Source organism: Cellvibrio mixtus subsp. mixtus J3-8 (assembly GCF_000766945.1).
Lineage (GTDB): Bacteria > Pseudomonadota > Gammaproteobacteria > Pseudomonadales > Cellvibrionaceae > Cellvibrio > Cellvibrio mixtus_A.
In genome coordinates, this window is sequence record NZ_KN266220.1 from 11,602 (window position 1) to 11,815 (window position 214).

Annotated in this window: 1 protein-coding gene; it reads left to right on the forward strand. The window is 49.5% G+C overall.

Annotated elements, in window-relative coordinates:
* Window positions 1-10: 10 nt before the first annotated feature.
* A partial coding sequence (locus A596_RS23285) for a hypothetical protein (RefSeq protein ID WP_039918852.1) occupies window positions 11-214 on the forward strand: 204 nt, incomplete at its 3' end.

Below are 214 nucleotides of genomic sequence, written 5' to 3' on the forward strand. Positions count from 1 at the left end.
AGTATCCGCCGTGCCTACCAAATGGGCCTATGTGCGCGTGGTGTTTGATTTTGATGATGCCGTAGGTGAAACCATTCGGGAGCTGGGAATTTTCTTTGGCACCACCGTAGAGCCGGATTTACCCGCAGGCCAACGTTATTTTTTGCCCGAGCAAATTGTCTCCCCTGGTCGATTGAAATTATTGCACCGGTTGGAAAACAAAATTGTGCGCGAA